Raw genomic sequence first — 16,158 nt, 5'->3', positions numbered from 1 at the left:
CTATTCTTCCTTTCTTAGATAGGCAGATAATATAACTTCCATGTTACCAGAAGTACTAGCTACTTTTTTAACTTTTCTTTTTGTTATTAAATATTGCTCGGGGATTTCGTGAACAACTCCATAGTACATTTTCAAAGGATCTTTCAGGCCTTTTGTGTTCTTAACAATATCTTTTGTTACACTCGCTGGTAAATTCCCCTCTTCAACTAATTGTCTTATTTGTTTTAATTTTAATTCTTGATCATCAGTTAAAGTTTTAACCTTTGACAGTGCCTTAACTAGTTTTAATACTTTTGAATCATTCCCTGATTTAGATATAGCCTCAACTTCTATTTGCTCATCTTCCTCAAAACTATTGTAAAAAGCTTCTTTATTATGTTCTAAATGATCAAAGTATTCCTTTTTAACCTTATATCTCTTTACAGTCTCATGAGTTTTTATATATTGCATTGCTTCAATAAATGTTTTTTCCTCTGAGTTAGTACCATCCGTAATAAAAAACTTTTTCAATGCTCCTTTTCTTAAAAAGGAAATGGTTGTGTTATTCTCAACTAAGGAACTCACTCTTGCACTTTTAGATTTCTTAGGCAATTTCTTCACTTTGACGAATAAATCAGGGTTATCATCTCTAACACCCCTGATAATCCCTAAATAATACAACTCTGAATCTACTTGATTATCTTCTGCTTCTAAGCTCTCCTTACTTACTAACTGGTGATATAGATTATGAGAAGTTACCTCTTCGTTTTCAGATAAATACTTGAAGTCCTCACCAAGCGTATCGTGGAAAGCTTGTATTTTTGAAATAATGTTCTGTTCTAAAGGTAGATGAGCATTAGTCTGAGCTGCAGGGAAAAAGTTAAAAACATAAATGTGATCATGTTCTGTTCCAACACGATTTATACGTCCTACCCTTTGCATAACCTTTGTCGGATTCCATGGTAAGTCATAATTAATAATTACATTTGACCGATGAAGGTTTATACCTTCAGCTAGAACATCTGTAGTTACTAGAAATCGAATATCATTCTTCTTAGTACCTTGATAGTTAGGATTATAGTTCGCTTCAATTTCCATTCTTAGAGATCGAGAACTTTGCCCACTAAACACAATTACTTCATTAGGGTATCTTTCTTCTAAATAAGAACCTACATATTGTGCTGTCTCTTTTGATTCAGTAAAAATTATCACTTTACTATCCTTTAATTTTTTATTATGTTCTAATTCATATAAAAACTGATTCTTTTTAGGATCCTCGATAATTTCCTCCCAATGTTCACTTAAGGTTTCTAACAATAGTAGGTCGTTCTTTAAAGCAGGTAAAAAGTTATCATGAAAGTCTTCTAAATTATAAAATTGAACTTTCTCTTCTTCTACTAGATCCATCAGTTGATCATCGTCACCATTATCGAGCAAATCATATACATCTACCTTTTTACTAATGTATACTTTACCGTCTGAGCACATTTCTATAAACTTTTTATGTGAGATAATGAATCTATTTAGCGTTTTCTTAAAAGCTTCAAAACTGCTCTCAAGTCGTTTAATCAGAATGGACTTCATGAATCCACTCATATTTCTTTGGGAACTTAACATACTTTTAATATTGCTATCCATTTCTTTTAGGTATGTTAAAGGTTTATATCGAGCATATTCTAATCTTTGGATAACTTTAATGGTTTCATTAAAGACATTCTCTACATCTTCTTCATATAAATATACGATTTTATCTGGGGAATCTAGTTTTGGAAATTCTAGGCCTTGTTGTTTCATATCTTCTCCATAAAACTCTTTGATTTCATTCCTAGTTCGCCTTATCATTACGTTTCTTAATACCCTATCCCTGATTATTTCTGAATTCCTTCTTAATTTTTCAATATATTCATATGAACCCTTTTCACTTTTCCTAAGATCTGCTTCTAATTTATTAAAAAATCTCTCCAAATTTTTATTGTTAGGAATAATACTGCTGTTATTTTTCGGTTGAAACAAGTATATTTGATTAGCTATATCCGTTGAGTAGTTATTCTGAGGGGTTGCTGTTATTAGAACAACCTTTTTCCCATAACAAATCTCATGTAACTTTTGGAAATTAGCTGTGCTCTGATTTCTAAACCTATGAGCCTCATCAATAAATACATACCCAAATTGATCCGTCCCATTTTCCAATAGCTGATCCAATTTCCCTAAGGATTCTACTTTAAATCCTGTGACCTCAAATTCAAATAACACTCTTTCCCAATACTCCTTTAAAACAGGAGGGCAAATTATTAATTTTTTCCCCTTAAGCTGCTGAGCTAACATAGCACATATATACGTTTTCCCAAGACCAACTACATCTGAAATAAATACTCCCCCGTAAGCATCTAAGGTCTTCTTAGCTTGAACAACCGCATCGGTTTGATATTGTAGTTTTATAAAACCATCTGGTAACATCTCGTTCCACTGATCATTTTTATCTTCATTTATCTCTTCTTTAAAATACTCATATAGTGTTTTTAAATAGAGTTCGTAAGGTGTAATATCATCTCGAATCCATGTTTTCTCTTTAATGGTCTCAATATATTCACTAGTTATATCTATACTTTCATTCCATAGTCCTTCGAATCTATCTAAAGCAAAAATCACATCTCTACTGTCTTTTAACTCAACGTTAAATTCCAAATTATTTACTAACCCAGCTTGACTAAAATTACTTGAACCTGTGATTACACTACCAAATTGATCGGGCACTTTTTCCATATCTTTTCGCATTATATAAACTTTTGCATGGATAGGAGCATGTGGGTAAATCCTCATTTCAATTTTTCCGCTTACTAACCACTCTATAAATGTCCGTACTCCTTTTTCCACTCTATAGCTATCTTCAGAGTTTTCAAGATCATCTATAACTTCGGTTTTGAAATTGTCTTTTACGTTCTTACTAGACATATCGAAAGACAGCTGTTCTTCTCCTGCCTTTTCTATTATCTGTACAGTTTTTTTATCAACATTTAGCCCCACTAAAATACGTATCTTGTCTACATCTTGTAAAGCAGGATATAACAAAAAGAAACCACTAGTTCGAAAGTAACCAACTAAAGCATCGAAAAATTGTGTGTTACTAGATAAAATCTTTTGAAAGCGATCATATAAATTTCTTTCCGGTTCATTGGTGAAAAATGTTAAATCATTATGCATCATATCACTTCCCCCTTTATTGGATCGTTATATTTTCCGTATCTTTTAACACTTTACTTACAACATCTAGTCGACGCTTACCACATTGCTGACGAAGTATTGTTGTGTATTTCCCATCCTTTATTATCTTGGTTGAATTAGTTACATAGAGCTTCTGTAAAAGCTCAATCATCTTTAACTCATCTATTTGATCTTTCCAATAGTTATCTATAACAAGATTTATAGTACTTGCTAAATCTCTTTGGGTTTTCTGAAAAACTTTAATTTCCATAGAATCACCTCGGTGTTCTTACTTTTTTTATACTTTATCTTTATTCTATATGTAGTTCTTTAGTAATACAACAGTAGAGGGGAAAATTGTATATATTTTCTCGAAGCACCTGCACTCATATATGAAAGGGGGTACCCATCCGTTTCATGCCCCAGCCCTTTATATAAACCGTTGTTTATCCATTTGGATAGATAACGGTTTTTTGCGTTACAGAGACGACATGCGTGGTGAGAGGAGCGCACTATAAAAGGAGGGATGAAGATGAACAACTCATTGGTCAAGATCCTAATTGAAGCTAAGAAACTAAACAAATGGATCCCTGCTAAGTTTCTAGTAAAGTATGACGTTCAAAGAGTCAATCTATCGAAACTTGAGGATGATGGAATCATCCTGACTATGAATAGTGAGTCAGATGGATTGCTGTTGAAGCTAACACTAAAGGGCTACCACCACTTCAACAAATAATTAGGATTATCCAATAACATTTAGGAGGAATTTTATTATGCGGAAGAGCTTATGGTTGGATCATGAATTGATTAATGGGAAAGGAGTTTCTATCCCAGAGATTAAAACAATCTATCAATCTTTATTAAATGAAAATGAAAGAATTAATGATGAGATAGTTGATTCCATTGAATGCAATGACTACGTAAGGCTATCTCATTTACTAGCTAATAGAGGTAAGATCCAAACAGCTATAAAGGAAGTCGAGTCGTTGCATGAAGATGATTTGAAAAACTATGTATCTACTAAAGAACGAGTTTCTTATGTACTAACCAATGCTGCTGAATCACTGGAATCAAAAGGAGAAAATGTACTGCTAAACGTTATTAAGAGCTTAGAAAAAATGAATCAATCTACACATAGCTTGGTAACTAAGTCATTAGATTTCTCATCTAAAGCATTCAGTAAAGGTAATCAAATAAATCATAAAGCAGGGAAGTTTCTGGTTAAGAAGACATCTAAAGGATTATCCAAACTTGCAGATGCAATTAATAAAAAATCTTAATCTATTGAAAGGAGGTGATAAATATATGAAATCAGGTAAGCAATCCCAAAGAAACAATATAGTACCATTCTTTAATAATGAACCTGAAATAGTTTCACTACCTAATATTGTCGTATCGACTATCGAATCAAAACGACGTGTAGAGGAACTACAAACGTTTGTTGAAGAGGTGATGGTGAAAGGTGTTGATTATGGTTCAGTGAATGGATTTTCAAAGCCTACATTACTTAAACCAGGTGCTGAAAAACTATGCGATGTATTTGGGTTCTCGAAAACAGCGGTTGTCGTCAATCGTATCGAACAATGGGAAGTAGGTATATTTGCTTATGAAGTGAAGATGACGCTTATACGCAAAGACAATGGACTCGTTGAAGCTGAAGGCCTAGGTTCATGCAACAGCAAGGAATCTTCTTTTCAGCAACAAGATCCTTACACAATCGTCAACACCGTATTGAAGATGGCAAAGAAGAGAGCGTTGATCGATGCAGTTCTATCTGCAACACGTTCAAGTGGTATCTTCACACAAGACATTGAAGATTTTCCACAAGCAAAAACAAAAGCTAATAAAGGTGGTGGTGAACAAGCAACAAAAGCTCAACTACAGAAAATCTTCCGTATCGTCAATGACATGACAATGCCGACAGATGTTGCAAAGGAATTGATGAAGATGACTTTTGGAGTTGAACGTAGTACACAGCTAACCAAAGAACAGGCATCAGACTTTATTCAAGATTTACTGGTACTGAAGGAGGTGAGAACTATGGATGAACAAAATCATACTGATTGAAAGCACATGGATTGCAGATGCGGTGGATGTGCTTTTTTAATGCACAAAAATAGATGAGCTCATCGGCATATGAACTCATCTTCAAGTAATCAATTAACAACAGTATATCGAAAAGTTAATACCTATTCAATCTGGAGGGACGCTCAACGTCTCTCCTTTTTTATTTAATCAAACAAATAATGGAGGAATTTATAATGAACAATTCTATCGATAAAATTACTTTTAGAAATCTTTTAGCAACAACAACTCGTGAAAGGGAAGATAGTTATGTAGTGAATGAGCTATTCAGCCGCTATCCATCTATTCAAGAGTTATTAGATGTAACTGAGGAAGAATTGCTACAAATTAAAGGTATTGGAAAAGTAAAAGCTAAACAAATTATCGCTGCACTTCAACTTGCACGCATGAATCCATGTCCAGTTGAACAACGATTTACGATACGTTCCCCTCAAGATGCCTATGAATACTTAAAGGATATGCAGTACCTTGATAGGGAATACTTTGTCGTGCTTGGCTTAAATACCAAGAATGAAGTGTTGTTCCGTGAAACTGTCTTTATTGGTTCACTAAATGCTTCAATTGTACATCCCAGAGAGACATTTAAACTTTTAATTCGCCGTAGTTGTGCAAGTGCTATCGTTGCACATAACCATCCAAGTGGGCAAACTTTAACCATAGTATAATAAATAATAGTAGTTAAAGTAGTTCAGGAGGAGATGTTAAAGGGAGATTTTACTTTAAATAAAAATTAACAAGGTTTATAATTTGTAGTACTTAAAGTGTTTAAAGAGGGGGGCGCGTGTGAGGGTTCAAAGGATAGAAGTGGAGAATAAGCCGTATCCATTGTATTTATTACTAGATAAAGAATACCAGCTAATTGAACCAGTAATGAAATTTATTAAATACTTAGATAACACTGGTAAGTCTCCAAATACCATTAAAGCATACTGCTATCATTTAAAGTTGCTGTATGAGTTCATGGAACAGAGAGGCGTTATTCTTAATGATATTAACTTTGAGTTGTTAGCAGACTTCGTAGGTTGGTTGAGATATCCAACAGCAAATAATGTAATTGATCTTCAGTCAAAAGAAGCCATAAGAGAAGAAACGACAGTGAATACAATTTTAAATGCCGTTATGAGTTTTCTTGATTATTTAAGTAGATTAGGAGAATTTAAATCAATTGATGTATTTAAACAAGCAAAGGGAAGAAACTTCAAAGGATTTTTACATCATGTTAATAAGGGTAGATACCAAAAGAATGTCTTAAAGTTAAGGGTTAAAAAGAAACAGATAAGAACATTGACAGCAGAGGAAGTTAAGCAAATTATTGACGCTTGTCATACGAAAAGAGATAAGTTAATTTTAATGCTTATGTATGAGGGTGGTTTAAGAATCGGTGAAGTGTTATCGCTTAGGCTTGAAGATATTGCCACTTGGGACAATCAAATCCATTTAACACCTAGAGATGTTAATGTTAATGAAGCTTATATTAAATTAAGGAAGGAAAGAACAATACATGTGAGTAAAGAACTGATGTCACTTTATACAGATTACTTGGTATATGAGTATAGTGAGGAATTGGAGCATGACTATGTTTTTATTTCCTTAAAAGAAGGCTATTTTGGGAAACCACTAAAGTACCAAAGTGTTCTTGATCTAGTTAGAAGAATAGTTAAAAGGACTGGAATAGAATTTACATCGCATATGCTTCGCCACACTCACGCAACGCAGCTAATTAGGGAAGGATGGGATGTTGCGTTCGTTCAAAAGAGATTAGGTCACGCACATGTTCAGACAACGTTAAATACCTATGTTCATCTTTCAGATCAGGATATGAAAAATGAGTTTAATAAATACCTTGAGAGAAAGGAGCATAAGAAATGAATGCTTCTAGTAAAAGGAAAATTATCAGTCAGAGTGAGATCAGCAAAAAAATAGCTGTAATGAATGAAGAAATGCAAGGGTTTTGGGCTAATAATAGTTGGGATATAAGAAAATGTCCACATCCTTCTGCCATAGAATTAAGTAAGAATCCTGCTTTAAGAAATCGTTGGGTTCGTTTTGAACGTGTTAAAAATCTGTGGTTAAGAACAGAATTGAAATATTTTTATTTTTACCATTTAAACAATGGAATATGGAATGCAAAAACTGTCTGGATTAGAAAAGGAACAGTAATTAATAAAATGTTGGATTTTTTAGATTTAAAGTATCCCAGCATTACTTCAATTACTGAAGTTCCTATTGATAAAGCAATGACGGAGTATAGAACATATTTGACAAAACAGGGTGTTAGAATTACCACCACTAATTATAAGATTACTGCTAATCAAGAAAAAACACCTGTAAAAGCTAATTCTTACTATGTTACTAATCTAAAACAATTTATGGAGTTTTATGAGGATTTTTATTTTGATGGAGAGGAGTGGGATAAAGACGTTTGGGATAGACGAAACTTACCTTTGCCAGATGATAAGGTTAACCCAACACAATATGAATATACAATTAACTTTAAAGGGTTTCGGAATACATATTTTAAACAGCTTGTAAAAAGATATTGTAAGTTAAGATTGAACATGGATAGCTTTTCCTATGTAAGTGATATTGCCCAAAAACTTAAAGAGTTCTTTAATTTTCTGGACATAAAGTTTAAACACGTTCAGAGAGTACACCAATTAACGAGAGTGGAAATTGAAGCATATTTAAGTGAACTAAACATGATGGGGATAAAACCTAGTACAATAACTGGGAGGATCTCTATATTGGAAGGACTATTTAGTACCCTTCATAGGCTAGAATGGGATGATATTCCTTCCAAAATATTAATTTATCCCGAGGACTATCCGAAAATACCAAGAGCAAAACCTCGCTTTATAGACGAATTCGTTCTAGAGCAATTGAACAGTCATCTTGATAAATTACCCGAATATATAGCTACGATGACTATGATTGTTCAAGAATGTGGAATGAGGATAAGTGAATTGTGCACCTTGAAAAAAGGCTGTCTATTAGAGGACAAAGATGGAGATTACTTTTTAAAGTATTATCAATGGAAAATGAAAAAGGAGCATATAGTTCCAATATCTAAAGAGGTAGCTTTACTTATTAAAGTTCGGGAAGATAAAGTTTCAGAGGAATTTCCAGATAGTGAATACCTCTTTTCAAGAAAAGATGGATCGCCATTAAAACAAGAAACATTTAGAGGCGAGTTAAATAAATTAGCTTATGAGCAAAATATAGTGGATAAATCAGGCGAGATTTATAGATTCCATGCCCATGCCTTTCGCCATACAGTAGGAACAAGAATGATTAACAACGGGGTGCCCCAGCATATTGTGCAGAAATTTTTGGGACATGAAAGCCCAGAAATGACAAGCAGATACGCTCATATCTTTGATGAAACTCTAAAAAATGAATTTACTAAATTTCAAGAAAAACTGGTTACCAATAATGGAGATGTGCTCAATCTAGATGATGATAGTGAAGTCGATGATGTAGAGCTTCAATGGTTCAAGAAAAATATAAATGCACAAGTGCTTCCAAATGGTTATTGTAGATTGCCAGTAATAGCAGGTGGTTGTCCACATGCGAATGCATGCTTAGATTGCACTCACTTCTGTACCAGTAAGCAATTCTTACCACAGCACGAAGAACAGTTAGAGCGTACAGAAGAGTTATTAACCATAGCAAAGGATAAACAATGGCAAAGACAAATAGAGACTAATAGCCGTGTTAAAGAGCGTTTAGAACAAATCATTGGAAGTTTGACGGGGTAATTATCAATGGATAAACAAGTTAGAAATACAACAGAAATTGTACGTTTGGCGAAGCAGAAATCACAAAAGACAAGGGAAAAAGTAGACAAAGCGATTTCTAAATTTTCGATTGAAGGTAAAGCTATTAATTTTAATTCAATAGCAAAGGAAGCTAATGTTTCTAAATCATGGCTTTATAAGGAACACGATATTAGGCAAAGAATCGAATCCCTTCGTGAGCGTCAAATAACATCAAATGTAGTCTCAAAACCCAAGAAAAGTTCTCGTTCGGAGGAAATCCTTATTAAAACCTTAAAAAGAAGAGTTATGGAATTAGAAAAAGAAAATAAAAAATTACAGAACCAAATTCAAAAATTATATGGAGATCTGTATAATAAAGAGTAGTTTTAATTATTAATCTGTAGACAGATTGTGAAAGGATGCACTTAAACTAACGGGGCAGAATTGTTTAAGAAGAAGTTGGGGTTTTTATGTGACATTCAAATGAATATATAACTTTAATAATTAGAATAGGGATGATTGAAATAGAAAAATTAGTATTACAAAAGTGTATTGATTATTCCTCAAATTTAAATTTTATAGATGGTCAAATAACAAAAGATGGAACGTTACTGCTAATTGAGAGTAATTTACAGGAATTAGATTTCTTTCAGCGTCCTGTACCAAAAAACAACTGGACCATTCGAATGATTAAAGGCAATAGTGTAGAAACAATTGAATTAATGGATGTTCCTCTTATACCGACAGAAGTAGATTTATTTTCAGACGGTACTTTACTAATTGTACAAGGTCGTTGTTTAAAAGATGGAACTTATATTGAACGAAATGCAAGAAGATACAACCCAAACGGGCAACTAATTGAAGCCTTTACACTCGGAGATGGCATTGAACACGTACAAATTGATGAAACAGATACAATTTGGGTGAGTTATTTTGATGAAGGAGTATTTGGTAATTTTGGATGGGTACAGCCTATGGGTAGTGAAGGTCTTATTGCTTATGGAATAAATGGCCAAAAATTATGGGGAGCAGGTAATTATGGAATCATTGATTGTTACGCCTTGAATGTTGTAAGTTCAAAGGAAGTAAATTTCTATTACTATGATGATTTTTTTCTTGTTCAACTTAATGAATTCAAAGAGACTATTCGCTATCGTATAGAAGGTGACGATACAATTCAACAATTTATGTTCGACCAAACTGGTTTAATTGGTCAAGTAGATATGAATACAATAATGCGTTTTAAAATAAAAAATAGGACAATCACTCCAAAGGAAAAACTACAATTAACAGATGAAAAAGGCAAACCTATCATTGGTCCTGTGTTTATGCGAGGAATGTTTCTATATGCATATAGTAAAGACGGAATATATATAAAGAGATTGTGAATAAATGTACTTAAAGTAAAGGGTGCTTTCCTGTAAGAAGGACATAGCACCTTTTTGTTAAATATAAAGAGGGGGATTTAAGTTTGATAATAATAAAAAGTTGTGCTAAAGTGTATAGTGAATGACAATCAGTCATATTGAAAGGAGGACTCGGTATAGTGGATAAAAGAGAAAGAATAATTCAAGCAGCAATTGATGTGTTCTCTGAAAAAGGCATAGAAAAAGCTACAATTTCTGAAATCGTTAATAAGGCAGGCATTGCTCAGGGTACTTTTTATTTGTATTTCACTTCTAAATTAGCTGTTATGCCAGCCATTGCAGAAGTGATGGTTAATAAAATTTTAGAGGGTATAACAAGCGAAGTAAAGGATGGTCCGATTAGCCAGCAAATAGAAGTTATTATACGTGTAATATTTAATATAACAAATGAGTATAAAGAGCTTACAAAGTTAATTTACACTGGCCTAACACAAACACAGTATGTAGGTAATTGGGAAACAATATATGCTCCGCTGTATCGTTGGATTGAGGACTTATTACAAAAAGGAAAGGAAGCTCAAGCCATTCATCCCGACGTGAACATCAAATATACTGCGAAAATTCTTATAGGATCAATCGAATCGGTAGCAGAGCAGGTTTATCTTTACGATCATCTAGATGCAGAATCCATTGCTGGGCATAAGAAGGAACTTCATAAATTTGTAACTAACGCTTTAAGAGCTTACCAATAGCGTTTTTTTTAAAACAAAATGACTGACGTTCATTCATAAGTTTAAGGATTTTACTAAATTTATAAGGATGGTGTTCTATATGAATAGAGCTTGGATATACGTAATAATGACTTGTTTATTCGAGTTGCTCTGGATTTTGGGTTTCAATGTTGCCAACGCATGGTGGCACTGGGCAATTATTGTGCCGATTATTATTGTAGACTTTCTTGTTCTTTCAAAAGCATGTGAGTTGTTACCAACGGGTACTGTTTATGCAATCTTCGCAGCAGCTGGTACAGTCGGTACTTCTCTTATGGATGTATTTATATTTGGAGAAGCATTTAGTATGGAAAAAGGATTTTTTATAGGATTACTCGTTATTGGTGTTATAGCTTTGAATCTTACGGATAATTCGAAATCAGAAGAAGGAGTTGCTTAATGTGGGGTGGATATACGTATTTATTGCCGCAGCACTCGAACTAGTTGGTGTTATTGGCTTAAATAGATTCAGCAAAAGAAAATCATTTTTTAATACATTGTTTTTTTTCGGGGGATTTGGAGGTTCATTTGTTTTTCTTTATGCCTCCTTTCATTATCTTCAAGTAAGTGTTGCATATGCTGTTTGGATTGGTGTAGGAACGGCTGCAGCTGTTCTTGTAAATATGATTTTTTTCAATGAGTCGAAGAACTTTGGGCGTGTAATGAGCCTAATTGTTATTATTATTGGTGTAACAGGGTTAAAAGCCGTTTCTTAATTTATAAATAGGGAGAACAGTTGGGTTAATGAAATTAGTCAACATGCTTAAAGGTACGGAAATACTCCTTTAAGAATTTATGTGAGGTAAGAAAATAAATATATTTTTTTAGAACAAACAGTTGCAAGACTTTTGGAGTAGGAGTTGTCATTACGCCTGCTCCTTTCCTATTGCGTATTGTATAATGGGTAGAAAGTTCGTGAAACTATGTACTTAAAGTAACGGGGGCTTTACTTGAATAAGAGATTGTCAATTTGAAAGGTGCAAGATAGTTGAAGAAGAAAAATATAACTCTATTGGGGTGATTAGATGAATTATACTTGCCCTTGCTGTGGATATTTAACATTAGATGAGAAACCTCCTGGAACATACGATATATGTAGTATTTGTTTTTGGGAAGATGATGATGTTCAGTATAATGATCCCAATTATGAGGGTGGAGCTAACGTTCCATCGTTAAGGCAAGCACAACAAAATTTCATTAAATTTGGGGCTTGTGATGAAGGCAGTATAAAATTTGTAAGGAAACCAAATCAAGAAGACATTAAAGATCCGAATTGGAAACCGTTATGAGTATACATCGCATTAATAATTATATTTCTTCTTCAACAAACGGGTGCTTTAATTATGTTCAAAATAAAACAGAACCCGTTACTAAAAGATGGTTTTGTGTTTCAGTGCAAACCATATTAGAAGTGTATAATTCGTAACAGGACTTAACTCTTTATCTCAAAGCATATGTCTACTGTGTCTCCATATAAAATTAAGGTTCCTTATATAAAATAAGCGTTCCTTAAATAAAATTAATGTTCCCAATCCGAAGGTTTTTCCGGTACTTTTCCCGGCAGACCTTCGGTTTTTTTATGCCAAAATTGGAGGGGGTCTAATCTTGATCCAAGATTTTAAAGATCTTTTGGGCCATTTTTCTTGTTCAAGTAAAGGTCAGTTTAGTTGAATAAAGAAATTCTGTATTGACAAATATAAATAAATAGATAAAATTAATAACAATTAATATCTGCATAACGAAGATTTGTTTAAAGCAATTCGGAGTATAAGAACAAAGGCTATGATAAGAAAGAGTAGCAATCATGTAAACAGACAGAAAGTTACCGGTTGATGAGAGGTGCATGTTGAACGATTGTGAATACATCTTGGAGCTGTGTACCGAAAAGTAATCACTTAGTAGGCTACACCGGTTAAGCACCCGTAATCATGTGCTAAAGTATCGTCAAACGACTGTACTTTCAAAGGTAAGCAATGTGAGTTGCTTATGAATTAAAGGTGGTAACACGAGATAAATCGTCCTTTTGGTTAATCCAAAAGGGCGTTTTTTATTTAATTCTTTGTTTCTTATAGAACTTGCAATATTAGAAATAATATTCCAAGGAGATGTTAGTATGTTAGTAAAACCTGAAGATCAAGTAAAAATCATCATGAAGGGTGTTCAAGAAATAGTAAATGAAGAAGAGTTATTGGCAAAATTAGAGAAGTCGTATCAGTCACAGACTCCTCTTACTATTAAATTAGGACTTGATCCTTCTGCCCCTGATATCCATTTAGGTCATGCAGTTGTATTGAGAAAAATTAAACAAATGCAAGATTTAGGACATAAGGTTGTCATTATCATTGGTGATTTTACAGGGCGTATTGGTGACCCAACTGGAAAAGCAAAAGGACGTATAGCTTTAAGTGATGAGCAGGTTAAAATAAACGCAAAAACGTACTGTGAACAAATCTTTAAAGTGTTAGATTCAGAAAAAACAATTGTCCGTTTTAATAGTGAGTGGCTATCAAAATTAACATTTGAGGAAGTCATTAAACTAGCAGCAACGACATCAGTTGCAAGAATATTAGAACGTGATGATTTCCAAAATAGATACAAAAATCAAGTGCCAATTGGAATTCACGAATTTTTCTACCCACTAATGCAAGCATACGATTCGGTAGAGGTACAAGCAGATGTCGAATTAGGTGGTACAGACCAAACATTTAACATTCTAATGGGGCGTACACTTCAAAAACATTGGGGATTAGAAAAGCAAATTGCAATTTTTATGCCATTACTTGAAGGTCTTGATGGTGTAGAGAAGATGAGTAAAAGCCTTGGTAATTATATTGGTGTTGATGAACCAGCAGAAGTAATGTTTAAAAAGGTTATGGAAGTACCAGACGAACTCATTATTAAATATTTTGAATTAGCAACGGATGAACATCCAGATGAAATTGATAAAATAAAACAACGCCTCGAACAAGGAGTCAATCCAAGAGATGTTAAACTTAAATTAGCTGAAATCATTACAAACTTATACTGGGGCGAAGAAGAAACGAAAAGAGCGATAACATATTTTGAAACAGCTTTTAGTAAAAAGGAAATACCAGATGATATTCCAGAATTAATAATAGAAATTGGTGCAGAAACAGTCGAAGCTATCATTCCTCAGCTAATTGAAAAAGAATTTGTAAAAAGTAAAAGCGAATTTGTGCGGTTAATTAGACAAAATGGTGTTCAACTTAATCAAGAAAAAATAAGTGAAGATGATTTAGACCGTGTATTAATGAATGAAGATGTATTACAAATTGGTAAAAAGCGATTTATACGTTTAATTAAATAATTTATAAATCTGTACGGAAGCGTTAATCTGATTATTGAGTGATTAACGCTTCTTTTATAGCTGAAGTTTATTGTGCTAACGGGTGCTTTAGTTAAATATCAATGAATAAAAATCAGCCTGTATCTTATGTTACTATTAAGTAATTTAAGATACAGGTTTTACTATTTTTGAAATAATTACCTTTCACTTCAAATACATGTATTCAAAGTGAAAGTATTGATTTAAATGATTCTTTTGTAATTTACTCTTGATAAAAGGTCACCCCTAGTCAGGAAGATTTAACTGTTACTAAGCGATTGGTTGAGGCAGGAAACATAACTGGCATAAGTATTGTCGACCACTTGATTATCGGACATGAAAAGTATGTGAGCTTAAAAGAAAAAGGATATCTATAAAAATAATTATATAAAAGTCAGTGAAGGTGCTGGAAACGGTACATTCACTGGCTTTTGCTTTAATTCATTATTTTACGGGCTAAAGTTTAATGAATCCATTTCTTTTTTGTTGAGTTCCACTATAAAAGCACTGGAAAAGTTGATATTATACGTTTTCTATTACTATTTATTAATACATACAAGTTTTAATAAAGTTTGATTTCCCCAATCACTATGTATATATCCATAAAAAGTGCTAATTGTAACATTGAATTCAAAGTTCCTTATAATTTATCAAACTAAGATACCCTACCTCCTGCTTCAAGATCACTTATGATATGGCTCATTTTTCTGTATTTTGAATGCACGATAGATTTGTTCCAATAATATAAGCTTCATAAGCTGATGAGGAAACGTCATTTTTGAAAATGATAATTTCTGATCGGCGCGGTTTAGCACATCATCACTTAATCCATTTGATCCACCTATAACAAACGATATTTGACTCTTTCCATGGATGCTCAACTTCTCCATTTCACTAGCCAATTTTTCTGATGACCAGTTATCTCCTTGTATAGCAAGAGCAACAACATATTGATTCGGATTAATCTTGTTTAAGATGCGTTCTCCTTCTTTTTGTTTCACTTGATACAGTTCCTTATCACTTAATTGCTCAGGGGCTTGTTCATCATTCACTTCGTCCATTGTTAATTTACAATATGGACGTAATCTTTTTTCAAACTCGGAAATGCCAAGCTTTATGTATTTTTCTTTCACTTTACCAACACTTACAATCTGTATTTGCATTAAAAATCTCCTCTTCTTTAGATTATTCAGCTAGTACCTTGGTATTTTTCAAGGCACTAGCTTGTATTCATATTTAAGCGTAATGATATCCTTTAATATTCCTTATACGTTCCTTCTCCATTTTATAAATATAAGGAATACGACTTGATATATCAGTAAAATCAATAGACATAATAAATCGCTCATACTTATAAACCATTGCGTCGAGTATCTTCTGATTAACTTCATCATTAACCTCTATAGTAGCTCGTCCATCTATCGTTCGCGGAAAATCAACTACATACGATTCTGCTTCATCATCAATTTTTAATAAAACACCATTAATAGTACGTGTTGAGTCAAGTTCAACCCGACCAACAGCTAGTATATCATGTGTTGGAAAAGTATCTATAATATCAACAATTACACTCATATCAATATCCCCCTCACCATTATTTGAACACTCATTACATTGATGGGTATTTCAGCAAATGTTATAATCTAATCAAC

Annotated in this window: 17 protein-coding genes, 1 pseudogene and 1 other annotated feature; of the genes and pseudogenes, 14 read left to right on the top strand and 4 right to left on the bottom strand. The window is 33.2% G+C overall.

What is annotated here, in order from left to right:
• Entirely contained in the window at nucleotides 1-3,183 is a 3,183-nt protein-coding gene (locus MKY78_RS10290) for a helicase-related protein (protein WP_339217740.1), read from the bottom strand.
• Nucleotides 3,184-3,196: 13 nt separating this feature from the next.
• Nucleotides 3,197-3,451 (bottom strand): TIGR04540 family protein, encoded by a 255-nt coding sequence (locus MKY78_RS10285; RefSeq protein ID WP_339217739.1) that lies wholly within the window; start codon nucleotides 3,449-3,451, stop codon nucleotides 3,197-3,199.
• Nucleotides 3,452-3,712: 261 nt separating this feature from the next.
• Between MKY78_RS10285 and MKY78_RS10280 the strand changes: the two genes are divergently transcribed.
• The 14 genes and pseudogenes from MKY78_RS10280 to MKY78_RS10215 all read left to right on the top strand — a co-directional run.
• A complete protein-coding gene (locus tag MKY78_RS10280; protein WP_339217737.1) occupies nucleotides 3,713-3,916 on the top strand; it encodes a hypothetical protein in 204 nt (67 codons plus the stop codon).
• Between the two features lie 37 nt (nucleotides 3,917-3,953).
• On the top strand, nucleotides 3,954-4,460 hold the full coding sequence (locus tag MKY78_RS10275; RefSeq protein WP_339217735.1) for a hypothetical protein: 507 nt from the start codon (nucleotides 3,954-3,956) through the stop codon (nucleotides 4,458-4,460).
• A 25-nt stretch (nucleotides 4,461-4,485) separates the two neighbouring features.
• Entirely contained in the window at nucleotides 4,486-5,247 is a 762-nt protein-coding gene (locus MKY78_RS10270) for a hypothetical protein (RefSeq protein ID WP_339217734.1), read from the top strand.
• A gap of 194 nt (nucleotides 5,248-5,441) precedes the next feature.
• Nucleotides 5,442-5,930 carry a JAB domain-containing protein gene (locus MKY78_RS10265; protein WP_339217733.1) on the top strand — a complete coding sequence of 163 codons (489 nt, stop codon included), beginning with the start codon at nucleotides 5,442-5,444 and terminating at the stop codon, nucleotides 5,928-5,930.
• Nucleotides 5,931-6,048: 118 nt separating this feature from the next.
• The gene (locus MKY78_RS10260; protein ID WP_031775850.1) at nucleotides 6,049-7,134 is read left to right on the top strand and encodes a tyrosine-type recombinase/integrase; all 1,086 of its coding nucleotides are present in this window, start codon (nucleotides 6,049-6,051) and stop codon (nucleotides 7,132-7,134) included.
• Nucleotides 7,131-9,023, top strand: coding sequence for a site-specific integrase (locus tag MKY78_RS10255; RefSeq protein WP_339214495.1), 1,893 nt, complete (start codon nucleotides 7,131-7,133; stop codon nucleotides 9,021-9,023). Before MKY78_RS10260 ends, MKY78_RS10255 begins: the two co-directional genes overlap by 4 nt.
• Nucleotides 9,024-9,029: 6 nt before the next feature.
• Nucleotides 9,030-9,407 carry a DUF6262 family protein gene (locus MKY78_RS10250; RefSeq protein WP_020977319.1) on the top strand — a complete coding sequence of 126 codons (378 nt, stop codon included), beginning with the start codon at nucleotides 9,030-9,032 and terminating at the stop codon, nucleotides 9,405-9,407.
• A gap of 131 nt (nucleotides 9,408-9,538) precedes the next feature.
• Entirely contained in the window at nucleotides 9,539-10,411 is an 873-nt protein-coding gene (locus MKY78_RS10245; RefSeq protein WP_339214498.1) for a hypothetical protein, read from the top strand.
• 158 nt (nucleotides 10,412-10,569) lie between these two features.
• The gene (locus tag MKY78_RS10240; RefSeq protein ID WP_339214500.1) at nucleotides 10,570-11,142 is read left to right on the top strand and encodes a TetR family transcriptional regulator; all 573 of its coding nucleotides are present in this window, start codon (nucleotides 10,570-10,572) and stop codon (nucleotides 11,140-11,142) included.
• 79 nt (nucleotides 11,143-11,221) lie between these two features.
• A complete protein-coding gene (locus MKY78_RS10235) occupies nucleotides 11,222-11,560 on the top strand; it encodes an SMR family transporter (protein WP_339214502.1) in 339 nt (112 codons plus the stop codon).
• 1 nt (nucleotide 11,561) lies between these two features.
• Complete coding sequence (locus tag MKY78_RS10230) at nucleotides 11,562-11,876, top strand: SMR family transporter (RefSeq protein ID WP_339214504.1); 315 nt, start codon at nucleotides 11,562-11,564, stop codon at nucleotides 11,874-11,876.
• A 309-nt stretch (nucleotides 11,877-12,185) separates the two neighbouring features.
• Entirely contained in the window at nucleotides 12,186-12,449 is a 264-nt protein-coding gene (locus tag MKY78_RS10225) for a CPCC family cysteine-rich protein (protein ID WP_158324462.1), read from the top strand.
• 484 nt (nucleotides 12,450-12,933) lie between these two features.
• Nucleotides 12,934-13,186, top strand: a binding site (T-box leader).
• An 87-nt stretch (nucleotides 13,187-13,273) separates the two neighbouring features.
• Nucleotides 13,274-14,488 carry a tyrosine--tRNA ligase gene (tyrS, locus tag MKY78_RS10220; RefSeq protein ID WP_339214505.1) on the top strand — a complete coding sequence of 405 codons (1,215 nt, stop codon included), beginning with the start codon at nucleotides 13,274-13,276 and terminating at the stop codon, nucleotides 14,486-14,488.
• A 260-nt stretch (nucleotides 14,489-14,748) separates the two neighbouring features.
• Nucleotides 14,749-14,883 (top strand): annotated as a pseudogene (locus MKY78_RS10215) (JAB domain-containing protein); the annotation flags it as partial.
• A 306-nt stretch (nucleotides 14,884-15,189) separates the two neighbouring features.
• On the opposite strand, the gene rlmH reads toward MKY78_RS10215, so the two are convergent.
• Nucleotides 15,190-15,669, bottom strand: a complete 480-nt coding sequence (gene rlmH / locus MKY78_RS10210; protein WP_339217732.1) for a 23S rRNA (pseudouridine(1915)-N(3))-methyltransferase RlmH — start codon at nucleotides 15,667-15,669, stop codon at nucleotides 15,190-15,192.
• A gap of 73 nt (nucleotides 15,670-15,742) precedes the next feature.
• The gene (locus MKY78_RS10205; protein ID WP_339217730.1) at nucleotides 15,743-16,081 is read right to left on the bottom strand and encodes a hypothetical protein; all 339 of its coding nucleotides are present in this window, start codon (nucleotides 16,079-16,081) and stop codon (nucleotides 15,743-15,745) included.
• Nucleotides 16,082-16,158 lie beyond the last annotated feature (77 nt).

Source organism: Ornithinibacillus sp. FSL M8-0202 (assembly GCF_037975285.1).
Taxonomy (GTDB): Bacteria; Bacillota; Bacilli; order Bacillales; family Amphibacillaceae; genus Ornithinibacillus; species Ornithinibacillus massiliensis.
This window is presented reverse-complemented; position numbering and strand designations above follow the sequence as displayed.

What these genes read in the sequence shown, in the direction of transcription:
- MKY78_RS10290 (WP_339217740.1), bottom strand. Translation starts at nt 3,183, where the DNA reads ATGATGCATAATGATTTAACATTTTTCACCAATGAACCGGAAAGAAAT.
- MKY78_RS10285 (WP_339217739.1), bottom strand. Translation starts at nt 3,451, where the DNA reads ATGGAAATTAAAGTTTTTCAGAAAACCCAAAGAGATTTAGCAAGTACT.
- MKY78_RS10280 (WP_339217737.1), top strand. Translation starts at nt 3,713, where the DNA reads ATGAACAACTCATTGGTCAAGATCCTAATTGAAGCTAAGAAACTAAAC.
- MKY78_RS10275 (WP_339217735.1), top strand. Translation starts at nt 3,954, where the DNA reads ATGCGGAAGAGCTTATGGTTGGATCATGAATTGATTAATGGGAAAGGA.
- MKY78_RS10270 (WP_339217734.1), top strand. Translation starts at nt 4,486, where the DNA reads ATGAAATCAGGTAAGCAATCCCAAAGAAACAATATAGTACCATTCTTT.
- MKY78_RS10265 (WP_339217733.1), top strand. Translation starts at nt 5,442, where the DNA reads ATGAACAATTCTATCGATAAAATTACTTTTAGAAATCTTTTAGCAACA.
- MKY78_RS10255 (WP_339214495.1), top strand. Translation starts at nt 7,131, where the DNA reads ATGAATGCTTCTAGTAAAAGGAAAATTATCAGTCAGAGTGAGATCAGC.
- MKY78_RS10250 (WP_020977319.1), top strand. Translation starts at nt 9,030, where the DNA reads ATGGATAAACAAGTTAGAAATACAACAGAAATTGTACGTTTGGCGAAG.
- MKY78_RS10245 (WP_339214498.1), top strand. Translation starts at nt 9,539, where the DNA reads ATGATTGAAATAGAAAAATTAGTATTACAAAAGTGTATTGATTATTCC.
- MKY78_RS10235 (WP_339214502.1), top strand. Translation starts at nt 11,222, where the DNA reads ATGAATAGAGCTTGGATATACGTAATAATGACTTGTTTATTCGAGTTG.
- MKY78_RS10225 (WP_158324462.1), top strand. Translation starts at nt 12,186, where the DNA reads ATGAATTATACTTGCCCTTGCTGTGGATATTTAACATTAGATGAGAAA.
- tyrS (WP_339214505.1), top strand. Translation starts at nt 13,274, where the DNA reads ATGTTAGTAAAACCTGAAGATCAAGTAAAAATCATCATGAAGGGTGTT.
- rlmH (WP_339217732.1), bottom strand. Translation starts at nt 15,669, where the DNA reads ATGCAAATACAGATTGTAAGTGTTGGTAAAGTGAAAGAAAAATACATA.
- MKY78_RS10205 (WP_339217730.1), bottom strand. Translation starts at nt 16,081, where the DNA reads ATGAGTGTAATTGTTGATATTATAGATACTTTTCCAACACATGATATA.